Source organism: Rhodococcus sp. IEGM 1370 (assembly GCF_033142325.1).
In the GTDB taxonomy this organism is placed as follows: domain Bacteria; phylum Actinomycetota; class Actinomycetes; order Mycobacteriales; family Mycobacteriaceae; genus Rhodococcoides.
In genome coordinates this window covers 1-13,373 of record NZ_JAWLRY010000014.1, presented here as the reverse complement: position 1 = coordinate 13,373, position 13,373 = coordinate 1, and the positions used below count along the sequence as shown (strand labels likewise).

Genomic DNA, 13,373 nt, shown 5'->3' with positions numbered 1-13,373 from the left:
GGGTTCCCCGGACAGTGTCGATGTCACTGAAATAAAGGGGACCCCGCGCACCCGGCAGAGCCCATTGACCCTTGCTGCCTTCCGGCCCTGGGGGAGTTCACAGGATGCGCGCCGCGCGGGATCCGTTAGGAAGTGTAGCCGCCTCCCGTCCGACATCACATCACCACCCTTCGCGCCTCCCGATTTGGGAGATGGTGGGGGTAACCGGGTAAGCTCCCCCACGGAGGATTCGCCTAGTGGCCTATGGCGCTCGCCTGGAACGCGGGTTGGGTTAACGCCCTCAGGGGTTCAAATCCCCTATCCTCCGCCAGAGAAGCCCCCGTGACATGTCACGGGGGCTTCTTGCTGCTCGAGACGAGATTGTTCACCCGCCCGCTCCGGTTCGCGCCCACCCCGTTCGCGTCAATGGACCACTGCACCGGTCAGACGTATGCAGTGGTCCATCCACCCAGTTCACGTCTCCGCGTCGATGTCACATTGACGCGGCCAGACGTATGCAGTGGTCCATTGACGCGGGGCGGGGCCGAACTATCGAGCCGACCAACCACCGTCCATGGTGTAGGACGCTCCAGTCACCATGCCGGCGTTTTCGGAGGTCAACCAGCCCACCAGTGAGGCGACTTCGGCCGGTTCGACGAGTCGTTTGATGGCGGCCTCGGTCAGCAGAACTTTCTCGAGTACCTCGTTCTCGGGGATGCCGTGTGCCTTGGCCTGGTCTGCGATCTGTGTTTCCACCAGCGGTGTTCGCACGTATCCCGGGTTGACGCAGTTGCTCGTCACACCGTGGGCGGCACCTTCGAGGGCCGTCACTTTCGACAGTCCTTCGAGGGCATGTTTCGCGGTGACGTAGGCGACCTTGAATTCCGAGGCACGTAGACCGTGCACCGAGGACAGGTTCACCACTCGACCGAAACCGCGAGAGTACATGTGCGGCAACGCAGCTCGAACCAAAAGGAACGGAGCCTCGACCATCAGAGTCTGAATTCGCCGGAACGCGCCCGGGTCGAAGTCGACGATCGGTGCGACGGTTTGGATGCCCGCATTGTTGACGAGGATGTCGACGTCCAACCGAAGGTCGTCCAACGCGGTGGTGTCGAGCAGATCCACCGACCACACGTCTCCGCCGATCTCCGACGCCAATTCCTTTGCGGCAACGTCGTTCACATCGGCGACGGTGACGCGGGCACCGCGACCGGCGAGCTCGCGTGCACACGCGGCCCCGATGCCGGACGCTCCCCCGGTGACGAGGGCGGAGCGTCCGTTCAGGTCGGTCATCGCTGTGCAGTCTTGTCGAGCAGACCGGCCTTCGCCAGCTCGGCCTCGGTGGCCAGGTTCTTGGCGTCGGCGATGTCGATGCTTTCCAGCGCCAGTCCCTTGGTCTCCCGAGCGACGACGACGGCCACGACGGTGATCGCGCAGGCCACGGCCAGGTACACCGCGATCGGGACGGACGAGCCATAGATGTCGAGCAGCTTGACCGCGATGATCGGGGCCAGCGAACCGGCGACGATCGAGGTGACCTGGTAGCCGAGGGATACACCGGAGTACCGCATCCGCGTCGGGAACATCTCGGCCATGATGGCCGGCTGCGTGGCGTACATGAAGGCGTGGAACATCAGGCCGATGATGATGGCCAGCATGATGACGACGTTGTGGCCGCTGTTCATCATCGGGAAGGCGAAGAAGCCCCACGTTGCTGCGGTGACGGCTCCGGCGAAGTAGACCGGGCGACGTCCGACGCGGTCGGCGAGCTTGCCCACCAACGGAATCGTGCAGAAGTGGATTGCGTGGGCGATGAGCATCCACCACAGGATCGTGGAGGTGTCGGTACCCACCTCGACCGAGAGGTACGTGATGGAGAAGGTGACGACGAGGTAGTACATGACGTTCTCACCGAAGCGCAGTCCCATCGCGGTGAACACGCCACGCGGGTAACGCTTGACGACCTCGAAGACGCCGTACGACGCGGCCTTGATGACCTCGGCCTGCTTGTGAGCCTCGAGGAAGATCGGGGCGTCGGAGACCTTGGTGCGGATGTAGTAGCCGACGAAGACGATGACGGCGGAGAGCCAGAACGCGACGCGCCAGCCCCAGCTGAGGAAGGCTTCGTCGGACAGTGTGGTCGTCAGGACGAGCAGCGCGACCGTGGCGAGCAGGTTGCCTGCGGGGACGCCTGCCTGCGGCCAGCTGGCCCAGAATCCGCGGGACTTGTTCGGGCTGTGTTCTGCGACAAGGAGAACCGCGCCGCCCCATTCGCCGCCGACGGCGAAGCCCTGGATGAATCGCAGGGTCACCAGCAGTCCCGGTGCCCAGTAGCCGATGGCCTCGAAGGTCGGGAGGCAGCCCATGAGGAACGTGGCTCCGCCGACGAGGACGAGGCTGAACTGCAGCAACTTCTTTCGGCCGTACTTGTCGCCGTAGTGGCCGAAGACGATGCCGCCCAACGGACGTGCGACGAAGCCGACGGCGTAGGTGACGAAGGCCGCGAGGATCGCGTCGAGCTCACTGGTTCCGGCAGCGAAGAAGATCTTGCTGAACACCAGCGTTGCGGCGGTGCCGTAGAGGAAGAACTCGTACCACTCGACGATGGTGCCTGCCATCGACGCCCCGACGACCTTCTTCAGGCCTGTGGGCGTGGCATCGGGATCCGGTTCTGGTCGTTCTGTCAGCGGCTGATCGACGCTCATGTTTTCTCCTGTGTTACTCAGCACGTCACGTTCATGCATGTGATGGACCACACAACTGCGGGTTGCTCTGAGTATTGGTGCAGATGTTTGTGGGCGCAAGAGCCATGAACGCAGGTCGGATCTGCAAAACTGCACACATGACGCTCGGTGGCGCGAAGATCCCCAGTGCAGACGACCTGCTGGTGCTGCTCGCTGTCAGTCGTACCGGTCGCTACAGCTCCGCCGCCGACGACCTGGGCATCAACCACACGACCATTTCCCGACGCATCGCCGCACTCGAGGACACGCTCGGCGGCCGGGTTCTCACCCGTGGTGCCGGTGGCTGGGAACTGACACAGCTTGGCCGCGGCGCACTCGCCGCGGCGGAGGCCGTCGAGGATGCGCTGCGCACCCTCGTCTCGAGCGATGTCGGCGCGTTGGAAGGCGTCGTACGAATTTCGGCGACCGACGGATTCAGCGCCTACATCGCGGCTCCGGCCGCGGCGCGGGTGCAGCGCGCTCATCCGCGGGTGTCCGTGGAAATCGTGGCGGTCACCCGGCGCGCGTCGCAGCAACGATCGGGCCTGGACATCGAGATCGTCGTCGGCCAACCGCAAGTGCATCGCGCCGAGGCCATCCGGCTCGGGGACTATCTACTCGGCCTCTACGCATCCGAGGACTATCTGGAGGACCACGGAACTCCGCAGGTGCCGGCCGACCTCTCCGCACACCCGTTCATCTACTTCATCGATTCGATGCTGCACGTCGACGATCTCGATCTGGCCCCCAACTTCACCCCGACGATGCGCGAATCGGTCACCTCCACCAACGTCTTCGTCCACGTCGAGGCCACCCGCGCATCCGCGGGCATCGGGCTGTTGCCGTGCTTCATGGCCGACCGCCACCCCGACCTCCGACGAGTCCTGCCCGACGCCATCGCGGTGAAACTGACCTACTGGCTCGTCACCCGTACCGAAACCCTGCGACGGCCGGAGGTGTCGGCGGTGGTCGACGCCATCCGCGCCGTCGTCACCGAACAACGTTCGGCACTGTTGGGTGAACACTGAATACCTACGCCCCATAAGGAGACCCCTGATGACAGATATCGAGTTCTATTTCGATCCGGTGTGCCCGTTTGCCTGGATGACCAGCAAATGGGTTCGCAAGGTCCAGGCCCAGCGCGACTACACCGTCGACTGGCGGTTCATCTCGCTGCGGCTGCTCAACTCGCACATCGACTACGACGCGCACTTTCCACCCGAGTACGAGGCCGGCCACACCGCGGGTCTGCGACTGTTGCGGGCCGCTGCCGCTATTCGTCGTGAGCACGGGTCGGACGCAATCGGGCCACTGTACGAGGCCCTCGGCACCCACATCTTCGACACCGAGGTGGTGCCCGACGACGCCACGAGCCACGGCCATCGAGGAACCGCAGAATTCCTGGGGCCGATCCTCGAGAAACTCGGACTGCCCACCCATCACACGGCAGCACTGGATGATTCGTCTCTCGACGAGGAGATCCGAGCCGAAACCGATCATGCTCTCTCGCTCACCGGCAAGGACGTCGGAACCCCGATCATCGCCTTCGAGCCGCCGGACGGCGTCGCGTTCTTCGGGCCGGTGATCAGCCGTCTGCCCAGCGACGAGGAGGCAGTACCGCTGTGGGACAACGTGATCGGACTCGCTCGCTTCCCCGGATTCGCCGAGATGAAGCGCAGTCTGCGTGAGCTTCCACAGCTGAAGGCCCTCGGCGTGCAGGAAGACGAAGCGGGCGTGCAACAGGACTGGCACGGAGGTAGCCGACGCCAGAAGAAGTGAGTTCCCGCAGAACTAGTCGCCCAGGACGTCGTCCATGTTCCCGACTTCCGGGGTTCCCGCGTCGAGGGCGTACCGCAGGTAGACGGTGCCTTTGCCGTCGACGGCCGATGGCTCGAGCAACGTCAGATTGCTGGGCACGGTGCCGTCGGCGAACACTCTCTTTCCCACTCCGAGCAGGATGGGATGCACCCACAGATCGAGGCGGTCGAAAAGCTTCTCGCGCAACAGGGTCTGCACCAGATCGAGGCTTCCGACCACTTTGATGTGGTCGTGTCGATCTCGGATTTCACGCACCGCATCGACCAGGTTCGGTCCGAGTTGAGTCGAACCGTCCCACCGCAGATCGGGTGTGCCGCGCGAGGCCACGTATTTCGGTATGGCGTTGAACAGCGTTGCGAACGAGCCTTTTTGGTTCGGCCAGTAGGCGGCGAAGATGTCGTAGGTGCGTCGGCCGAGCAGGAGCGCATCCGTGCCCTCGTATGCGGCGTCGACCTGCGCTCCGGAGACCTCGTCGAGCAGAGGAGCCTGCCAACCACCGAAGGGGAAGTTCTCGGGATCTTCCTCGGGGCTTCCGGGTGATTGCGCGACGAGGTCGAGGGTTGCAAAAAGCTCCAATGTGATGAGGCCCATAATTCCTCCTGGTTCGATGGATGCTCTGTGCGAGGAAGCCGGTGCGGCTGCCGGGACCGACGGTGTTCGTGCGGTCCGACAGAGTGCTTACGGCAATAAGGAACTCGGTCGGAGCGGAAACTCACCGGGAAGTGTCGCCTGGTCGTAACGGAGGAGAGCGTGGTTCATGAAATCGGCGCTGCCGGCCGAAAGCCGACTGTCCCGACGCGGACCTGGATGTGGCCGCCGCGGACGGCGCGAGTCGACAGATCGCGCAGCAGTGGCGTCATCGCGGTCCACGGATGTGCCTCGATGTCTGACCCTCCGAGTCGGCAGGCAAGCTTCGCCAGCGGGGTCCACACCGCCGCCCGTCCGACGGGTCGCTGCATATCGACGACGGCCACGGCACCGCCCTCGCGAGTGTGCGCGATCATCGAGTCGAGAGCCGCCTGCCACGGCGTCATCAGCGAGAGCGCATACGTACTCAGCGCAGCATCGAACTCAGCCTCGCCCAGATCCGCGCTGGTGAGGGCCGTGGCGTCGGCGGCGCCCAGCGTGACGTTGTCCCAGCCGGCTCGGTCGGCTCGCCGCCTGGCCTGTTCGAGCATCTGTGAGCTCGCGTCGACTCCGGTGATCGAGCCGGTCGGGCCGATCATCCGCTGCAGCCCGGCGAAGTTCAGCCCCGTCCCGCAGCCGAGGTCCAGAACATGGCTTCCCGCAGGCAGATTCAGTAGCTCGAACGCCGCCTCCCGTCCGGCGCGATACACCGGCCATTCGAAGGAGATCACGTCGTACAGGCGGGCCGACATCGTGTATTTCGTCGGTCGTCTCATGTCGGGTCTCTCCAGGGCGCGGGCATAGTGGGAAGTATGGGAATCCGTCGTTCGTCTTCGAGTGTGCCCGAGAACCGTGCCGACGTGGTCGTGGTGGGCGGCGGCACCGCCGGCATCGTGGCGGCGAAGACCGCAGCTGGCTTCGGCGTTCGCGTCGTGCTGATCGAGCGCGAACGCACCGGCGGCGATTGCCTCTGGACCGGATGCGTTCCGTCCAAGGCATTGCTCGCGGCGGCCTCGGCGGCACAGACGGTTCGATCCGCGTCCCGCTTCGGCATCGTCACCCAGCCACCGATTGTGGATTTCGCACGCGTTATGCAGCACGTACACGGCTCGATCGCCGAGATCGCGCCGATCGATTCGCCGGAGGCACTCACCGAAGCCGGGGTGGACGTGATCAGTGGCGACGCCGTTTTCACGGGTGCGAACACGGTGAAAGTCGGAACGCGGATACTGCATTTCGGTCAGGCAATCGTGACCACCGGCGCGCATCCCACGGTGCCGGCGATCGACGGCATCGAGCACGTGGACTACCTGACCAGCGACACCCTGTGGGATCTGAAGGACTTGCCGCAGCGACTGCTCATAGTCGGTGCCGGTACGGTGGGTTGCGAAATGGCGCAGGCATTCTCGCGTCTCGGATCGGACGTCACCCTCGTCGGACGGTCGGCCACGATCCTTCCCCGCGAGCATCCTGAGGCCTCGTCGATCCTGACGCAGGCGTTGACCGACGAGGGCGTGCGCGTGCTGACCTGCACCACCGTCGTGCGCATCGCCGACGGCTCGGCCGTGACCGATACGGGTGTCGAGATCCCATTCGATCGAGTGCTCATCGCCACCGGACGGACTCCGAGAACCGCGTCGCTCGGCTTGGACGCGGCCGGTGTGAAACTGAACGACAACGGATTCGTGCAGGTCGACGAGCATCTGCGAACCACCAATCCTCGCATCTGGGCGGCCGGAGATCTCACCGGTCATCCTCAGTTCACGCACACTGCGGGTGTGCACGGCAGTCTGGCTGCGAGCAATGCGGCACTCGGTCTGAACCGAAAAGTGAGTACGACGGGAACTCCGCGGGTGACGTTCACCGATCCCGAGATCGCCTCGGCGGGAATCGATGTGCGCACCGCTCGCAGTCGCGGACTACGGCTGCAAATTCTGGACCATCACCACGTCGATCGCGCCGTCACCGAGAAAGCTACGAACGGATCGACGACGCTGGTGCTCGATGCCAAGCGTCGCATCGTCGGGGCGTGTGTGGTGGGACCGCGAGCGGGCGAGACGATCGGGGAGCTGATCATCGCCATCGAGCAGGGGCTGCGTACCCGCGACCTCGCCGGGGCAACGCACCCGTATCCGACGTACAACGACGGGCCGTGGAACGCGGCGATCGCAGACGTGAAGGCGCAGCTGGGTTCTCCGGTGATTTCCCGAGCAACGGCCGCACTGGCGAAAGTGCGCGGCACGTGGATCAGGAGAGCGCGCGATACCCAGCGATGATTCGCTGGGTGGAGCTCACCGCGACCACCGCCGCCCAGACCACCGCGATCTGCCACGAGATACCGGGCAGCAGTAGCCAGAGACTGTGCACCGCAATGGTTTCGGCACCCTCGGCCAATCCGCCCAGGAACGACAGCGATCGACCGTCGTCGATGGTACGACCGGTGCGCTCGGCGATCGAGGAGAACGCCAGGAACGCGGTGCCGTTGATGTAGTACGCCAACAGCACCAGCAAGAACGGCCACCAGGGGGCGTCGTATCCGGCCGAGGCACCGACCGCGACGCCCACCACCGTGGTGCCGTACACCACGAAGTCGGCGGTGATGTCGAAGAATCCGCCCGCACCAGCCGTATTGGAACGCCTACGCGCAAGTGGCCCGTCCAGGCCGTCGGCGATGCGGGAGACGATCCACAACACCAAGGCGAGGATCCAGAACTGCAGCCCGGCCGCCAGTGCACTACCGAGACCGAGCACCAGTCCGGCGGCGGTGATGCGGTCGGGTGTGATCGCGGGGCGGTCGAGGGCCCGGGCACAGCGATCGAGCGGGCCTTCGAGGTGGCGGCGCAGATAGCTGTCGATCATTCGGCAGCGCCGGTCAAACCGAGACGTCGGGCCAACAGCGCCGAACCCGCCGCGATCGCCAGCACCGCGAGCAATGCGATGGCGAACGGCCACGAGAATGGAGACGTTCCGTAGGCCCCGAGCGCGGTGTAGGCGACGGTCGCCGGCACGATGCCGACCATCGTCCCCACCACGTAATCACGTTGACCCACCGCACTGACTCCGGCCGCGTAGTTGACCAAGGAGAACGGCAGCGGCACCAGACGCACGAGCAGCACCGACAGCAATCCGCGTCGTCCGAGCATGGCGTCGAGTCGGCGGAGCCTGTCCCATTCGGTGCGGGCCACCTGGCCGCGTCCCAGCGCCCGCGCTCCCCAGTACCCGAGATACGCCCCCATCGTGGCGGCGAACACCACGACGGTTGCGCCCACCGCCAACCCGAACAGCAGGCCCGACGCGATGGTCAACGTGCTGGCGGGGAACGGAGTAGCCGACAGGACGGCATAGAGCACCACGAACAGCGCGATGCCCCACGGCCCGGCCGATGCCACTCGGTCACGGATGAACGACGGATCGGGTAGGTCGACGGTGCCGAGCACGATCACCAGAGCGATGACGACCACGGCAGCCGCGAGCAATTTCAGGGTGGTGCCGCGGCGACTACGCGTCGGGCGGTCCTGCGTCACGGTATGTGCCTCTCGTCCGGCGGTCAGGATCCATTGTGCACAAGACCCGTGTGCCCGCGTGTTCAGCGGTTGTCTCATTCGACCGATTACGGTGGTGAGGGCAGCGTCGACGACGGCTGCTTCGGTTGATCTGGAGGGCCCACGGTGATTCGTTCAGTACGGTGCGCAGTGACGATTGCGGCGAGCGCAGGGCTGCTGCTGACCTCCTGTGCTGCGCCGGATTCGGAAGCACCGATTGCCGAGGCGCAGTCGTGGAGCGAGATCGAACAGCAGGCGCAGGGGCAGACCGTCTCGCTGTGGATGTACGGCGGCGACGAGCAGGGCAATGCCTACGTCGACGACGTGCTCACCCCCGCGGCCGCTGCGGAGGGTGTCACGCTTCGCCGCGTGCCGGTGGAATCGACGACCGACGCCGTCAACCGCATCCTGTCCGAGCGGCAGGCCGGGGTCACCGACGGCGAAGTGGATCTGGTGTGGGTCAACGGCGCGAACTTCGGCACCGGTAAACAGGCAGGCGCGTGGCTGTGCGGCTGGACGCAGAATCTGCCGAACATGGAATTGACCGACCCCGAGGATCCGCTGTTGCTCGACGACTTCGGCACTCCAGTCGAGAACTGCGAATCACCCTGGCACAAAGCTCAATTCACACTGGTCTACAACGCGGCAGCCATCCCCGATCCGCCGACGACATTCGACGGCGTGCTCGACTGGGCTCGCGCGAACCCGGGCCGCTTCACCTACCCCGCTCCCCCGGACTTCACCGGCTCGGTGTTCGTACGTGAGGCGTTGATCAACGCCTCCGGCGGCGTCGACGAGGTTCCCGCTCAATTCGATCAGGACTCCTACGACCGACTCGCCCCGGCATTGTTCGATCAGTTGAACGAGCTCGCCCCATCGCTGTGGCGCGGAGGAACGACGTATCCGCAGTCCTCCTCCGAGCTCGACGCTCTCTACGCAGGTGGCCAGGTCGACATGACGATGACGTACGGCCCCGCGACCCTCCCGAAACTCGTCGCCGACGGCACCTTCCCGCCGGAGACCCGCGTCCTGACTCTCGACGAGGGAACCGTCGGGAATGCGAGTTTCCTTGCCATTCCGTCGACGTCGGGGAAGTCGGCCGCGGCGCAGGTGGTTGCCAATCTCGCGTTGTCGCCCGAGCAACAACTCGAGAAGGCGACGCCGGACGTGTGGGGGCAGTTCACCGTGCTCGATATCGACCGATTGCCCGATGACGCCCGCTCCCGGTTCGAGGCGTTGCTGAGTTCGACGGTTCTGCCCTCCTACGAGGAGCTGTCGGAAAACGCGCATCCCGAACTCTCGGCGGACTGGGTCTCGCCGGTCGACGAGGGTTGGCGTCGAAGCGTGCTCGCCGGTCAGTGAGCGCGTCCACGAAGAGCTTTCGCGGCACGGCGGCGGTACTGCCTGCCGTCGTGCTGGTAGTTCTCGTCGTCGGCGGCGGTCTCGGAACCGTGGTGCTGCAGAGCCTGGGGCTGATGCCGTTGGTCGGAACCCCCGCACTATCGGTCGACGCATACTCCGCTCTGGGCGGTGATCTGTGGCGCTCGGTGGTGCTGACGCTGTCGATTGCCATCGTCTCGACGGCGTTGGCCACGGTGATCGGGCTTGCCGCGGCGCTGACTGCCCTATCCGGTAAGCGCAGTGTGCTCGTCGCCGCCGGATTGACGGTCACGGTGCCGCACCTGATCGGGGCGGCCGCGATGGCATTGTTGCTGGCAGATTCGGGGATGCTGCCCCGTATTCTCGGCCTGACCCAGGGTGGCTGGCCGGAGTTGGTCGGCGGGCGCTGGTGGATTGCCGTCGTCGCCGAATACGCCTGGAAGGAATCGGCTTTCGTGGCCGTCGTCGTGGCCGGGACTCTCGCCACCCGAGTCGCCGCATTCGACGAGACGGCGGCGACTTTGGGCGCCGGCCGGTGGGCTCGGCTCCGATTGGTCACGCTGCCGTTGGCCCGGCCCGCACTGATCGCGTCGGCGGCCATCGCGTTCGCCTACACCGTCGGTTCCTACGAGGTGGCCCGTATTCTGGGCCGACCGTATCCGGAGCCGTTGTCGGTGATGGCAATTCGACTGTTCACCTCGATCGATCTTCAGACGCGTCCACAGGCAGCAGCTGCCGCGACGATCGCTACCGCGCTGACGGTGGTCGTGGCCGCGATGGCCCTGCACTATCTGCGCAGATCGGCAGCGTGGAAATGACTCGGGTCTTTCCAGCGTTCGGCCGGGCCGTGTTGGTCCTGTGGTTCCTGCTTCCGCTGATTCCGGTTGTCTTGTGGGCCATCAGCAATCGCTGGTCGTTTCCCGGATCGGTTCCGCAGGAATGGGGATTCGACGGCGTCCGCAGTGCCCTCGATGCCGGGGGCGTCGATGCGTTCGTGCGATCGACCATGCTCGCTCTGGCCGTCGCCGCCATCGCAACGCCCCTGGGCGCGTTGGCTGCTCGCGCGCTGGTGAACGGTACCGTGCGCTTTCCCGCTTTGGTGGCCGGAGTTCTTTTCGCTCCGCTGGCTCTGCCCCCGTTTGCCGTCGCGTTGGGACTCGATGTGCTGGTGTTGCGCTCGCGCATTCCGAGCACGGTGGCGGTGATCGCGTTGCTGACCGTTGCGGCCATTCCGTATACGACGTACCTGATGCGAGTGGCGTTCGGCGCGTACGACATCGGCTACGAGGAGGAGGCTCGGACACTCGGCGCGTCGAGTGCCATGGTGTTGCGGCGGATTCGCATTCCCCTACTGGCTCCGGCGTTGGCGGGGGCGGCGTTGCTTGCGTTTCTCGTGGCGTGGAGCGACTACGTGATCACCTTGTTGATCGGTGGAGGCAGACTGGTCACCGTGCCCATTCTCGTCGCCTCGTTCGCCGCTGGGACCGGCAACGATTCGGTGGTGGCTGCGCTGTCGGTCGCCGCCGTGGTGCCGCCGTTGTTGTTGGTGCTCATGCTCGCTCGACTGCGGCGTAGGAGTGCACGATGAGCGTCGAACTGTCCGTTCACGGACTCACAAAAGTCCATGCCGGTCAATCGGTTGCGGCTCTGGATTCGTTGGACCTCACTGTGCCGCCGGGGTCGTGCACGGCCATTCTCGGGCCGTCGGGTTCGGGCAAGAGCACGGCGCTACGGCTCATCGCGGGACTGGATTCACCCACCGCCGGCACGGTGCGCATCGACGGTCGCGAGGTGAACGACGTTGCGGCCGAGAACCGCGGAGTCGGGATGGTGTTCCAGCGACCGATGTTGTTCCCGCACATGTCGGTACTCGACAACATCGGCTTCGCCTACCGCGCTGCCGGGGAGAGTCGCAAGCGGTCGCGCGAGCGGGCCCGGGAGTACCTCGACCTGGTGCATCTGGGCGACATTGGAGATCGTGCGGTGTCCGAGGTATCGGGTGGGCAGGCCCAGCGGGTGGCGTTGGCGCGTTCGCTCGCCGGTTCACCGCGAGTGTTGTTGTTGGACGAGCCCTTCAGTGCGCTCGACCCGGTGTTGCGCACCGAAATGCACGACCTCGTCCGGGAATTACGCTCGACGTTGGATCAGACCCTGCTGCTCGTCACCCACGATCAGCAGGAAGCGGCGGTGCTGGCCGATTCGGTCGCAGTACTCATCGACGGCCGACTGGAGCATCACTCCGATATCGCGACTGCCTACACGAGTCCGAGCACCCTGGCGGTCTCGCGACTGATGGGCGGGATCAACGAAATCGAGGGGCAGTGGGACGGGGTTGGGGTGCATCGCTCCGAGCTCGGGGAGCTGGAGGTCGAGGGTGTAAATGTGCCTTCCGGACCTGCTGTGTTGTTGTTGCGACATGAGCTGATCAATTTGGATAACAACGGGATTCGTGGGGTTGTTTCGAGTTTGAGGCCTACCGGATTTCGCAGTATTGCCGACGTGACGGTGGGGTCGGCGATAGTGAAAGTGGAGTTGGCGGCGGGATCTGCGGTACGGGTCGGGGATGCAGTGGGGTTGCAGATCCCGGGTGGGGCGAGATTTGTTGTCACGGGTTGAGGTTGAGGATGTGGCTGTTCACAGTCCTCGCGCTCCGGGATCCGACTGCAGTGCCCACATCGCCCAACCCATTGGAACTACAGTTTTCGCATCGTCGGTATTGGTTGACGGACATGCGCGCTCGGGACCGAAGTCGCCCGTCAACGACCTGATGATGCTGCACTCATGCCTGCACTTGGGAGCTGACCGAGCGGGTGGACTAGTTGAACTGAAACGTGCGATAGGAGGTCCGCACGTTGAAGCGACCTCCTTCTTTGCGGCGCTGAAGGAAGCCGGCGATCGTATCGACATCGTCCGCGCGCATGCCGAGAGCGCGGCACCTGGCACGCACTCGCTCGACGGTGATGGGCAGCCAGCGATCGGGGCGGTTCATCATGTCGGCCTTCAGCTTGTCTTTCTCGTTCCATTTGAGCCCGGAGTCGTACCCTGCCGCCCAAGCCGCAACGCTCTCAAGGATCGCGTCGACGCCGTTCGGTAGCGGTTCCAGTTCTTCTGGGTCGCGGGGCGTCGGCAAGATCGTTTGGCCAGGAAGTAACTGGATCGGGTTCACGTCCTCGATCCACTCCGCTGTTTCCTCTGTTCCCCACTCGATGACGGCGATGGCATCATGAATCACCCTAGGTTTTGTGCCGCCTCCAGTTGGGGCTGATCCTCGGTGCCGAGGCCAGAGTAGTGGAGCGTTTCG

Annotated in this window: 14 protein-coding genes, 1 tRNA gene and 1 other RNA gene; 8 read left to right on the top strand and 8 right to left on the bottom strand. The window is 64.9% G+C overall.

The window, feature by feature from the left end; all coding sequences use genetic code 11:
- Window positions 1-32 precede the first annotated feature (32 nt).
- An RNA gene (gene ffs, locus R4P47_RS16920) (signal recognition particle sRNA small type) lies at window positions 33-127 on the bottom strand.
- Window positions 128-222: 95 nt separating this feature from the next.
- On the opposite strand from ffs, the gene R4P47_RS16915 reads away from it, so the two are divergent.
- Window positions 223-310: transfer RNA gene (locus R4P47_RS16915), tRNA-Ser, on the top strand.
- Window positions 311-528: 218 nt separating this feature from the next.
- Here R4P47_RS16915 and R4P47_RS16910 read toward each other — a convergent pair.
- Complete coding sequence (locus tag R4P47_RS16910) at window positions 529-1,275, bottom strand: 3-hydroxybutyrate dehydrogenase (RefSeq protein WP_149407251.1); 747 nt, start codon at window positions 1,273-1,275, stop codon at window positions 529-531.
- Window positions 1,272-2,687, bottom strand: coding sequence for an MFS transporter (locus R4P47_RS16905; RefSeq protein ID WP_094669902.1), 1,416 nt, complete (start codon window positions 2,685-2,687; stop codon window positions 1,272-1,274). The genes R4P47_RS16910 and R4P47_RS16905 overlap by 4 nt, the downstream gene beginning before the upstream one ends.
- Window positions 2,688-2,824: 137 nt before the next feature.
- Here R4P47_RS16905 and R4P47_RS16900 point away from each other — a divergent pair, with 137 nt between their 5' ends.
- A complete protein-coding gene (locus R4P47_RS16900; RefSeq protein ID WP_149407250.1) occupies window positions 2,825-3,733 on the top strand; it encodes a LysR family transcriptional regulator in 909 nt (302 codons plus the stop codon).
- A gap of 28 nt (window positions 3,734-3,761) precedes the next feature.
- The gene (locus tag R4P47_RS16895; protein WP_317785254.1) at window positions 3,762-4,484 is read left to right on the top strand and encodes a hypothetical protein; all 723 of its coding nucleotides are present in this window, start codon (window positions 3,762-3,764) and stop codon (window positions 4,482-4,484) included.
- 12 nt (window positions 4,485-4,496) lie between these two features.
- Here R4P47_RS16895 and R4P47_RS16890 read toward each other — a convergent pair whose 3' ends face one another.
- Together R4P47_RS16890 and R4P47_RS16885 are read right to left on the bottom strand one after the other, a co-directional pair.
- Entirely contained in the window at window positions 4,497-5,114 is a 618-nt protein-coding gene (locus R4P47_RS16890) for a dihydrofolate reductase family protein (protein WP_317785253.1), read from the bottom strand.
- A 164-nt stretch (window positions 5,115-5,278) separates the two neighbouring features.
- The gene (locus tag R4P47_RS16885; RefSeq protein WP_317785252.1) at window positions 5,279-5,926 is read right to left on the bottom strand and encodes a class I SAM-dependent methyltransferase; all 648 of its coding nucleotides are present in this window, start codon (window positions 5,924-5,926) and stop codon (window positions 5,279-5,281) included.
- Window positions 5,927-5,989: 63 nt separating this feature from the next.
- Between R4P47_RS16885 and R4P47_RS16880 the strand changes: the two genes are divergently transcribed.
- Entirely contained in the window at window positions 5,990-7,426 is a 1,437-nt protein-coding gene (locus R4P47_RS16880; protein WP_317785251.1) for a dihydrolipoyl dehydrogenase family protein, read from the top strand.
- On the opposite strand, the gene R4P47_RS16875 is transcribed toward R4P47_RS16880, so the two are convergent.
- Complete coding sequence (locus R4P47_RS16875; protein WP_317785250.1) at window positions 7,398-8,009, bottom strand: CDP-alcohol phosphatidyltransferase family protein; 612 nt, start codon at window positions 8,007-8,009, stop codon at window positions 7,398-7,400. The genes R4P47_RS16880 and R4P47_RS16875 overlap by 29 nt on opposite strands.
- On the bottom strand, window positions 8,006-8,674 hold the full coding sequence (locus tag R4P47_RS16870) for a TVP38/TMEM64 family protein (RefSeq protein ID WP_256989370.1): 669 nt from the start codon (window positions 8,672-8,674) through the stop codon (window positions 8,006-8,008). The genes R4P47_RS16875 and R4P47_RS16870 overlap by 4 nt, the downstream gene beginning before the upstream one ends.
- 168 nt (window positions 8,675-8,842) lie before the next feature.
- Here R4P47_RS16870 and R4P47_RS16865 point away from each other — a divergent pair, with 168 nt between their 5' ends.
- The 4 genes from R4P47_RS16865 to R4P47_RS16850 are packed head-to-tail and all read left to right on the top strand — an operon-like array spanning window position 8,843 to window position 12,688.
- Window positions 8,843-10,054 carry an ABC transporter substrate-binding protein gene (locus R4P47_RS16865; protein WP_317785249.1) on the top strand — a complete coding sequence of 404 codons (1,212 nt, stop codon included), beginning with the start codon at window positions 8,843-8,845 and terminating at the stop codon, window positions 10,052-10,054.
- Entirely contained in the window at window positions 10,051-10,890 is an 840-nt protein-coding gene (locus R4P47_RS16860) for an ABC transporter permease (RefSeq protein WP_317785248.1), read from the top strand. The genes R4P47_RS16865 and R4P47_RS16860 overlap by 4 nt, the downstream gene beginning before the upstream one ends.
- Window positions 10,887-11,660 carry an ABC transporter permease gene (locus tag R4P47_RS16855; protein ID WP_317785247.1) on the top strand — a complete coding sequence of 258 codons (774 nt, stop codon included), beginning with the start codon at window positions 10,887-10,889 and terminating at the stop codon, window positions 11,658-11,660. The genes R4P47_RS16860 and R4P47_RS16855 overlap by 4 nt, the downstream gene beginning before the upstream one ends.
- Entirely contained in the window at window positions 11,657-12,688 is a 1,032-nt protein-coding gene (locus R4P47_RS16850; protein ID WP_317785246.1) for an ABC transporter ATP-binding protein, read from the top strand. Before R4P47_RS16855 ends, R4P47_RS16850 begins: the two co-directional genes overlap by 4 nt.
- 199 nt (window positions 12,689-12,887) lie before the next feature.
- Here R4P47_RS16850 and R4P47_RS16845 read toward each other — a convergent pair whose 3' ends face one another.
- Window positions 12,888-13,304, bottom strand: coding sequence for a hypothetical protein (locus R4P47_RS16845; RefSeq protein WP_317785245.1), 417 nt, complete (start codon window positions 13,302-13,304; stop codon window positions 12,888-12,890).
- Between the last annotated feature and the right edge of the window lie 69 nt (window positions 13,305-13,373).

Excerpts from the sequence above, each read along its gene's own strand:
- R4P47_RS16895 (WP_317785254.1), top strand. The coding sequence starts at position 3,762 with ATGACAGATATCGAGTTCTATTTCGATCCGGTGTGCCCGTTTGCCTGG.
- R4P47_RS16905 (WP_094669902.1), bottom strand. The coding sequence starts at position 2,687 with ATGAGCGTCGATCAGCCGCTGACAGAACGACCAGAACCGGATCCCGAT.
- R4P47_RS16910 (WP_149407251.1), bottom strand. The coding sequence starts at position 1,275 with ATGACCGACCTGAACGGACGCTCCGCCCTCGTCACCGGGGGAGCGTCC.
- R4P47_RS16855 (WP_317785247.1), top strand. The coding sequence starts at position 10,887 with ATGACTCGGGTCTTTCCAGCGTTCGGCCGGGCCGTGTTGGTCCTGTGG.
- R4P47_RS16875 (WP_317785250.1), bottom strand. The coding sequence starts at position 8,009 with ATGATCGACAGCTATCTGCGCCGCCACCTCGAAGGCCCGCTCGATCGC.
- R4P47_RS16850 (WP_317785246.1), top strand. The coding sequence starts at position 11,657 with ATGAGCGTCGAACTGTCCGTTCACGGACTCACAAAAGTCCATGCCGGT.
- R4P47_RS16885 (WP_317785252.1), bottom strand. The coding sequence starts at position 5,926 with ATGAGACGACCGACGAAATACACGATGTCGGCCCGCCTGTACGACGTG.
- R4P47_RS16900 (WP_149407250.1), top strand. The coding sequence starts at position 2,825 with ATGACGCTCGGTGGCGCGAAGATCCCCAGTGCAGACGACCTGCTGGTG.
- R4P47_RS16890 (WP_317785253.1), bottom strand. The coding sequence starts at position 5,114 with ATGGGCCTCATCACATTGGAGCTTTTTGCAACCCTCGACCTCGTCGCG.